General features: G+C 65.4%; 7 protein-coding genes and 1 pseudogene. 5 read left to right on the forward strand and 3 right to left on the reverse strand.

Translation table 11 applies throughout. The annotated features are described in order from the left end of the window. On the forward strand, positions 1-1,951 hold a 1,951-nt coding region (locus tag MOV74_RS24090; RefSeq protein ID WP_246928142.1), incomplete at its 5' end, for a xanthine dehydrogenase family protein molybdopterin-binding subunit. Positions 1,952-2,072: 121 nt separating this feature from the next. On the opposite strand, the gene MOV74_RS24095 is transcribed toward MOV74_RS24090, so the two are convergent. Genes MOV74_RS24095 through MOV74_RS24105 form a run of 3 tightly spaced genes read right to left on the reverse strand, consistent with a single transcriptional unit; the run spans position 2,073 to position 5,284 of the window. Continuing rightward, positions 2,073-3,269 carry an acyl-CoA dehydrogenase family protein gene (locus tag MOV74_RS24095; RefSeq protein ID WP_246928145.1) on the reverse strand — a complete coding sequence of 399 codons (1,197 nt, stop codon included), beginning with the start codon at positions 3,267-3,269 and terminating at the stop codon, positions 2,073-2,075. Between the two features lie 15 nt (positions 3,270-3,284). After that, a complete protein-coding gene (locus MOV74_RS24100; protein ID WP_246928147.1) occupies positions 3,285-4,424 on the reverse strand; it encodes an acyl-CoA dehydrogenase family protein in 1,140 nt (379 codons plus the stop codon). Between the two features lie 5 nt (positions 4,425-4,429). Then, positions 4,430-5,284 (reverse strand): enoyl-CoA hydratase, encoded by an 855-nt coding sequence (locus tag MOV74_RS24105; protein ID WP_246928150.1) that lies wholly within the window; start codon positions 5,282-5,284, stop codon positions 4,430-4,432. 277 nt (positions 5,285-5,561) lie between these two features. Here MOV74_RS24105 and MOV74_RS24110 point away from each other — a divergent pair, with 277 nt between their 5' ends. From MOV74_RS24110 to MOV74_RS24125, 4 genes and pseudogenes are all read left to right on the forward strand, one after another. Further along, complete coding sequence (locus MOV74_RS24110; RefSeq protein ID WP_246928152.1) at positions 5,562-6,170, forward strand: LemA family protein; 609 nt, start codon at positions 5,562-5,564, stop codon at positions 6,168-6,170. Positions 6,171-6,367: 197 nt separating this feature from the next. After that, positions 6,368-7,264 carry a YgcG family protein gene (locus MOV74_RS24115; protein WP_246928155.1) on the forward strand — a complete coding sequence of 299 codons (897 nt, stop codon included), beginning with the start codon at positions 6,368-6,370 and terminating at the stop codon, positions 7,262-7,264. 5 nt (positions 7,265-7,269) lie between these two features. After that, the gene (locus MOV74_RS24120; protein WP_246928170.1) at positions 7,270-7,767 is read left to right on the forward strand and encodes a TPM domain-containing protein; all 498 of its coding nucleotides are present in this window, start codon (positions 7,270-7,272) and stop codon (positions 7,765-7,767) included. A 330-nt stretch (positions 7,768-8,097) separates the two neighbouring features. Beyond that, a pseudogene (locus MOV74_RS24125) lies at positions 8,098-8,479 on the forward strand (hypothetical protein); the annotation flags it as partial.

Raw genomic sequence — 8,479 nt, forward strand, 5'->3', positions numbered from 1 at the left:
GTCGTCGCGCGTGGAGGCGCAGAGCGCGGCCGAGGCGATCGTGATCGAATACGACGTGCAGCCCGCGGTGGTCGACCCGGTCGAGGCCGTCAAGCCCGGTGCGCCCGTGGTATGGCCCGAGGCGCCCGACAACATCGTCGGCGCCATGGCTTACGGCGATGCCGCCAAGGTGGACGAGGCTTTTGCCAGGGCGGCGCACACCGTCGAGCTCGATCTCGTCAGCCAGCGCCTCGTGCCGTCCGCGATGGAGCCGCGCTCGACCATTGCCGAGATCGATAAGAAGAGCGGACGTCTCCTGTTGCATGTGCAATCGCAGACCCCGGCTTCGACCCGCGACGTGCTCGCCGAGGCCGTGCTGAAGCGTCCCAAGGACAGCGTCCGCGTGCTGGTCGGCGACATCGGCGGCGGCTTCGGCCAGAAGACCAATCTCTATCCGGAAGACGGCATTGTCGCTTACGCGGCAACCAAGCTGAACAAGAAAATCCGCTGGCGCGGCGACCGCACCGACGAGTTCGTCGGCGGCACCCATGGCCGCGATCTCACCTCGACGGCGTCCTTCGCGCTGGATGAAAAGGGCAAGGTGCTGGCCTATCGCGTCAAGTCGATCGGCTGCACCGGCGCCTATTCCTCGGGCGCGGCGAACATCATCCCGTTGGTGCTCGGGCCGTTCGTGCAGACCGGCGTCTATGACCTGCCGCTGGTGCATTTCGAAGTAAAGTCGGTGATGACCCACACCGCGCCGGTCGGCGCCTATCGCGGCGCGGGCCGTCCCGAAGCCGTCTTTATCGTCGAGCGCCTGTTCGACGCCGCCGCGCGAAAGATCGGCATGGACCCGCGTGCAATCCGCAAAGTGAACTACATCAAGCCGGCGCAGCTGCCCTACACCAACGCGGCCGGGCAGGTTTACGATTCCGGCGCATTCACGCACATGCTCGACCGCGCCGTGAAGCTCGCCGACTGGGACGGCTTTGCCGCGCGCAAGAAGGCGGCCAAAAAGAAGGGCCTGCTCTACGGCCGCGGCCTCACCTCCTATATCGAATGGACCGGCGGCCGCGCCCACACCGAGAAGGTCAGCCTGCACGCGACCTCTCAAGGGCGTGTCGTGCTGCATTCCGGCACCATGGCGATGGGACAGGGCCTGCAGACCACCTACACCCAGATGATCGCCGACACGCTCGGCATCGCCATGGACAAGATCGACGTGATCCAGGGTGACACCGATCTCGCCATGGGCTTTGGCAGCGTCGGCTCGCGCTCACTGTTCGTCGGCGGCACGGCTGTCGCGGTCTCCTCCACCGACTTGATCCAGAAGGCGCGCGAGAAGGCGGCGAACGTGCTGGAGACGTCGGTCGAGGACATCGAATACCAGGGCGGCATGCTCACCGTGGTCGGCACGGACCGCCGCATCAGCCTGTTCGACATCGCCGAGAAGGAGAGCGGCGCCAGGCTCAGCGTCGATTCGGAAGGTGAGGTCGACGGTCCGAGCTGGCCCAACGGCACGCATATCTGCGAGGTCGAGATCGATCCCGAGACCGGCGTCTCCAAGGTCGTTCGCTACACCACGGTCGACGACGTCGGCGTCGCCGTGAACCCGATGCTGGTGACGGGCCAGATTCATGGCGGCGTCGCGCAGGGCATCGGCCAGGCGCTGTACGAGGGCGTCTCCTACGATGCCGACGGCCAGCTCCTCACCGCGAGCTACCAGGATTATTGCATCCCGCGCGCCGACGACGTTCCGCCGATCGTGGTGACGCTGGATGATTCCGCGCCCTGCCGCACCAATCCGCTCGGTGCCAAAGGTTGCGGCGAATCCGGCGCCATCGGCGGTCCGCCTTGCGTCACCAACGGCGTGATGGACGCGCTCGCCGATCTCGGCATCACCCAGCTGAATACCCCCCTGACGCCGCAGAAGGTGTGGCAGGCGATCCGGGATGCGAAGGCGGCGGGGTAATCCTTCAAGGGCACCGTCATTGCGAGCGCAGCGAAGCAATCCAGAAATCTCTCCCCGGAAAGATCCTGGATTGCTTCGTCGCAAGGGCTCCTCGCAATGACGGAGGAGAGAGCCTTAGCCCTCAAATCCCCAGCATCATCTTCGCAATGATATCGCGCTGAATCTCCGAGGTGCCGCCGAAGATCGTATAGGCGCGGCCGTTGAGATATTCCGGTACCATTGTCAGCATCTCCTCAGGCGTCGTCGGCTCGTGGTTGAGCTTGTAGAGCGGGCGCATCGGCTCGACGGCGAGGGCGTCATGGCCGATCACGTCGGCGCCCAGCCGTGTCACCGCCTGGCGGATCTCGCTGTTGCGCAGCTTCAGGATCGACGACACCGCGCCGGGATTTTGTCCGGTCTGCAGCGCCGAGAGCACGCGCAGCTCGGTCATCTCCAGCGCGTCGATGTCGACCTCGACCTCGGAGATGCGCGTCGCGATATCGGGGCTGTCGATCGCCCGTCCGGTCAGGTCGGACTCGGCGAGATCCGCGATGGCCTTCAGCCCTTCGCGCAGCTTGGCCGACGCAATGCCCGAGCCGCGCTCGAACTCGAGCAGATATTTGCCGTAGGTCCAGCCCTTGCCTTCCTCGCCGACACGGTTGGCCACGGGCACGCGGACGTCGTCGAAGAACACCTGGTTGACCTCGTGGTCGCCGCCGATGGTGAGAATGGGGCGCGTGGTGATGCCCGGCGTCTTCATGTCGATCAGGATGAAGCTGATGCCGTCCTGCTGCCGTGGCCCGTCGCTGGTGCGCACCAGCGCAAACATGCGGTTGGCGTGGTGCGCATGCGTGGTCCAGATCTTGGTGCCGTTGATGATGTAATCGTCGCCGTCGCGCACCGCGCGTGTCTTCAGCGAGGAGAGGTCGGAGCCGGAGCCCGGTTCGGAATAGCCCTGGCACCAATAATCCTCGCCCGAGAGAATCCGCGGCAGGTAGAAGTTCTTCTGCTCCGGTGAGCCGAAGCCGATGATGACGGGCCCGACCATCTTCACGCCCATCACGTTCACGTTGGGCACGCCGGCCCGCGCGGACTCTGTCTCGAAGATCCAGCGCTGCGCCGGCGTCCAGTCCGGCCCCCCATGCTCGACCGGCCAGCCCGGCGCGCCCCAGCCCTGCCGGTGCAGCGCACGCTGCCAGGCCATGCCGATGTCAGGATCGGAAAACACCGACGGCGTCAGCGCGGTCGCGCGCTTCATCTCCTCGGTGAGATTCTTCGCGATGAAAGCGCGCACCTCGCTCTGGAAGGCGCGCTCGTCGGCATTGAACGTGAGGTCCATGAGGCTCTCCCAGTGTCAGGCCTTGCGGCCAAGCTCGGCATGGCGAGCGTAGTGGTGCGCACTGCCGCCGAACAACGTGTCGAAGGCGACGAGCCGCTTGAAATAGGCGCCGACCTCGAGCTCCTCGGTGACGCCCATGCCGCCGTGGAGCTGGATCGATTGCTCGCCGACGAAGCGGGCGCATTTGCCGATCTTCGCCTTTGCGCCGGATGCGGCCCGCGCGCGCTCGACCGGTGGGCTCTCGGCCTTCAGCGCGGCGCGTAGCGCCAACGAGCGGGATTCGTCGACCTGCATCGCCATGTCGGCGAGGCGGTGGCGGATCACCTGGTTGGCCGAGAGCGGTCGGCCGAACTGCTTTCTGATCTTGGTGTATTCGAGCGTGGTCTCCAGCAGCGTCTGCATGATGCCGACGGCTTCCGCAGCTAACGCGGCCATGGCGCAGTCGACGGCCCATTCGATCGCGGGCAGGGCATCGCTGCCGTCGCCGAGCAGGGCGTCCTCGGGCAGATGTACGTCGGAGAGCTCGATGTTGCAGGCGCGTCCGCCTCCGAGACGCGCGTAGTCGGAGATGGCGAGGCCCTCCGCCGTTGCCGGCATGACGAACAGGCCGATGCGCCCGGAAGGGCCGTGATGGTCATGGATGAGCGCGGAGACGATGATCTCGTCGGCGGCGTGTCCGTCGAGAACGGCGATCTTGCTGCCGGCGAGGCGCCAGCCCTGCGCCGTCTTGTTGGCGCTGGTGGCGACCTTGGCAAGATCGAATCGTGCCGCGCGCTCGGAATGCGCCAACGCAAGCTTCAGTGATCCGTCCACCACCTTGGGCAGGCTGGTCTGCTTCTGCTCATTGGTGCCGCATCTGGCGATCAGTGCGGCTCCCAGCACCACGGTCGCGACATAGGGCTCCGACACCAGCCCGCGCCCGAAGGCTTCCATCAGGATGCCGATCTCGACCGCGCCGCCGCCGAGCCCGCCGAACTCTTCAGGCAGCGGCAGCGCCAGCCAGCCGAGCTCGGCGAATTGTTTCCACACCGCAGGGCTGAAGCCGAGCGGATCGTTCGCCATCTTGCGGCGGTGATCGGCGTCGTAGCTTCCGGCCACGAAGCGCTCCGCGCTCTCGCGCAGCAGCCTTTGCTCGTCACTGAGGTTGAGATCCATGTTGTCTACTCCGCCGCCGCCGGCGGCTTGCGCACGGAGGGATGCAGGCCTGAGGGATCGACGATCATGCCGAACTCCTGAAGATTGTGCGCGTGGCAGAGCTGGTGCAGCGCAAAGGCCTGGTCGATCGCGGCTGGCTGGCCCATCACGTCGACCGAGCGGTTCACGGCTTCCTTGGTCATCTTCAGCGCGAAGGACGGCTTTGCCGCGATCCGCCTCGCCAGCTCCAGCACGCGCGACGACAGCTCCGCGCGCGGCACGATTTGATTGACCATGCCGAGCTGGTGCGCCTCCTGCGCGCTCCAATTGTCGGCGGTGAACAGGAACTCCTTGGCCTTGCGCGGGCCGAGCTCCCAGGGGTGCACGAACCATTCGACACCGCAGACACCCATGGTGACGACGGGATCGCAGAACTGCGCATCGTCGCTGGCGATGATGAGGTCGCAGGCCCAGGCCAGCATCAGCCCGCCGGCGATGCACTTGCCGTGGACCTCGGCAATCGTGGGCTTGGCGAGATTGCGCCAGCGCCGGGTGATCTGGAGATAGATTTCCTGCTCGCGGGCGAAGCGGCCATGGGCATTTGGCTCGGCAAAACCGCCCCAATTTCCGATGGGTGGAAAATCGACGCCGGCGGCGTTCTTGCCGCCGGGGCGCAGGTCGTGGCCGGAGGAGAAATGCGGACCGTTACCGGCGAGGATGATCACCTTGACCGAATCATCCTGCACCGCCGCATCGAAGGCGGCGTTGAGGTCGTAGGTCATTTGCAGGTTCTGCGCGTTGCGCGCCTCCGGCCGGTTCATCACGATCCGGGTGATCGCCGGATCCGGCCGCTCCACGAGGATGGTCTCGAACGAGGTCATGTCGTTTCCCCCCGGTGTTCTGTCTTATTGTTTGGTCAAGTTGACTATGTCAGTCAGGGATAGGCAAGAGGCTTGCGTCAGTCGGCTGGCGTGTGGACACGGACATGCTTGTTGCCGTCATTCCGGGACGCGAAGCGAACCCGGAATCTCGAGATTCTCGATGCTCCGGGCCGCGCTTGCGCGGTCCCGTCGCATCGCCCCGGAATGACGGAACAAATCTCGACACTCCGCGTGTCCCATCTGGTAGTTTGCGTCGGATTCCACCGGGAGAAATTCAATGCGCAAGATCCTGACCGTGCTGGCGGCGCTGGCCTCGCTGAGCCTCACCAATTGCGGCTACAACGCGATTCAGAGCGAGGACGAGCAGATCAAGGGCAACTGGTCCGAGGTTGTGAACCAGTATCAGCGCCGCGCCGATCTCGTGCCCAACCTCGTCAACTCGGTGAAGGGCTTTGCGCAGCAGGAGAAGGACGTGCTGCTCGGCGTCACCAATGCGCGCGCCAAGGTCGGCAGCATCCAGGCAACGCCCGAGGTGCTGAACGATCCGGCCGCCTTCCAGAAGTTCCAGGCTGCCCAGGGCGAGCTCTCCAGCGCGCTGTCACGGCTGCTGGTCGTCACCGAGAACTACCCGCAGCTCAAGTCGGACGCGCTGTTCAAGGACCTGATGTCGCAGCTCGAGGGCACCGAGAACCGCATCACGGTGGCGCGCAACCGCTACATCAAGGCGGTGCAGGATTATAACGTCACCATCCGCTCCTTCCCGAGCAATCTCACCGCGATGATGTTCGGCTACAAGGAGAAGCCGAACTTCTCGGTCGCAAACGAGAAGGAGATCTCGACCGCGCCGAAGGTGGATTTCAATCCGGCGCCAGCGCCGTCGAAGTAAGCGCGTCGGCTCCGATGCACACCACACACTCCACCGTCATTCCCCGCGAAAGCGAGGAATCCAGTACGCCGCGGCCTCTCCGTGTCCCACCGGCGTCTCTGGAATACTGGATCGCCCGGTCCCGGCTCCGCCAAGGGCTTCGCCGGGCACCTCGGTATTGGGCCGGCGAAGCGTCAGCGAAGACGGCAAGCCGGGCGATGACACTGAGTGTGTGGCGTGTGGCCATCGTTGCGGCGCTCTTTCTGGCCCTCACTTTCCCCGCCTCAGCCGACGTCGCCGTCCCGCAACTCACCGGCCGCGTGGTCGATCAGACCGGGACGCTCTCCAGCACCGATGTCGCCTCGCTGTCGCAAAAGCTCCGCGACTTCGAGAGCCGCAAGGGCAGCCAGATTGCCGTCCTGATCGTGCCGACCACGCAGCCGGAGACGATCGAGCAGTTCTCGATCCGCGTCGCGGAGGCCTGGAAGATCGGACGCGCGAAGGTCGACGACGGCGCGATCCTCGTCGTTGCCAAGAACGACCGGCATTTGCGTATCGAGGTCGGCTACGGCCTCGAGGGCGCGCTCACCGACGTCACCTCGCGGCGCATCATCGACGAGATCATCACGCCGAAATTCCGGACGGGCGATTTCGGCGGCGGCATCTCGGATGGGGTCGATCGCATGATCCGCGTCATCGACGGTGAGCCGCTGCCGGTTCCGTCTCCCACCGTGAACTTCGGCAATCTGGACGATCTTGCCCCGATCTTCATCGTGACGCTGTTCGCCTCTATCGGGGTCGGCGGGGTCTTCCGGGCCATGCTGGGGCGGCTGCTCGGATCCTTGGTGACCGGCGGCATCATCGCAGGGCTGACCTGGCTCATTCTCGGCTCTTTCGCGCTCGCTGCGGCCGTCGGAGTGCTCGGCTTCATCATCGGATTTGTCGCGGATCTGTTTTCGGCGATCACGCCGGGCACCGGCCGCTCGCGCGGCGGCTCGTGGTCGAGCGGTAGCTCGGGAGGTGGCTGGAGCAGTGGATCGTCCTCCAGCGACAGCGGCAGCTTCAGCGGCGGCGGGGGCAGTTTCGGCGGCGGCGGCGCCTCGGGGAGCTGGTAGCGGTCATGAGCATCAAGCGCATTGCCAGGCATCTTGTGCAGCATCATTGGCGGGCGAAGCAGATTTTTCCGCAAGTCGTGCTCGACCGCATCGAGCAGGCGATCGAGCGGGGCGAAGCCACCCATTCCGGCCAGGTCCGCTTCGTGGTCGAAGGCGCACTCGACGGCCGTCCCCTGTTCCGCAACCAGCCGGCCCGCGAGCGCGCGCTCGACGTGTTCTCGCACCTGCGCATCTGGGACACCGCGCACAACAACGGCGTCCTGATCTATCTCCTGCTCGCCGACCGCGACGTCGAGATCGTCGCCGATCGCGGCATCCACGCGAAGGTCGGTGTCGAAGGCTGGGAAAGCATCTGTCGCGCCATGGAGGCCGAGTTCGGTACGGGCCAGTTCGAGCGCGGCGTGATCGCCGGCATCGAGGCGGTCTCGCGCGAGCTGGCGCGGCATTTCCCGCCGCAGGGCCCAAGTCGCAACGAGCTGCCGGATGCGCCGGTGGTGATGTGAGTTCAGGCCGATAATCCACACCCCGTCATTGCGAGCGTAGCGAAGCAATCCAGAGTCTTTCCGCGGAGAAGCTCTGGATTGCTTCGTCGCTTCGCTCCTCGCAATGACGTGGGTGAGAGTCCGACCGGCCGGCCATTCCTCCGCCGTTCATCTTGCCCCGATTACGATTTGTTTCACGCTCGCCACACCGGTTCCATCTTCCCGGCCAAATTCGGCCCCGGATGACTTCCTAAAATTTCGGTAAGCGGGTCCGCAGGTAAGGAATTCGCAAGCAATGAAAGTTACCAAAAGGTCAACCCAGACTGGAGTATTTGAGCCGTGAGCGAACCAATGCCCGATCAGGCTGCCCAAAGGACTGGCGAACAGACCGGCGTCGTCGAAGCTGCTGCGACCGCGCCGCAGGCCGTCGAGGCCGCTGGGATCGAGGCCCCCTCGATTGCCCCGGACCACGAGGCGCCGCCCAAAGCTGATCCGGTCAAGGTCGAGCCGCCAAAGATCGAGGCTTCGCGGATCGATGTGCCGAAGCTCGAAGCCAAAGCCGAGACCCAGCCCGAGCCGAAGCCCGGCAAGCTCATCGTCATGGCGCCTTCGGAGCGGTCGAGGAACGGCTCTTGGGACCGCGAGGATTTTGCTCCGCATGTGAAGGCGGACGAGCCGCGCGAGGCCGGCGGCAAGCGGCGCTTGTCGGCGATGGCCGCGGTGGTGGCGATCG

Origin of the sequence: Bradyrhizobium sp. SHOUNA76 (genome assembly GCF_023006445.1) — a bacterium.
Lineage (GTDB): Bacteria > Pseudomonadota > Alphaproteobacteria > Rhizobiales > Xanthobacteraceae > Bradyrhizobium.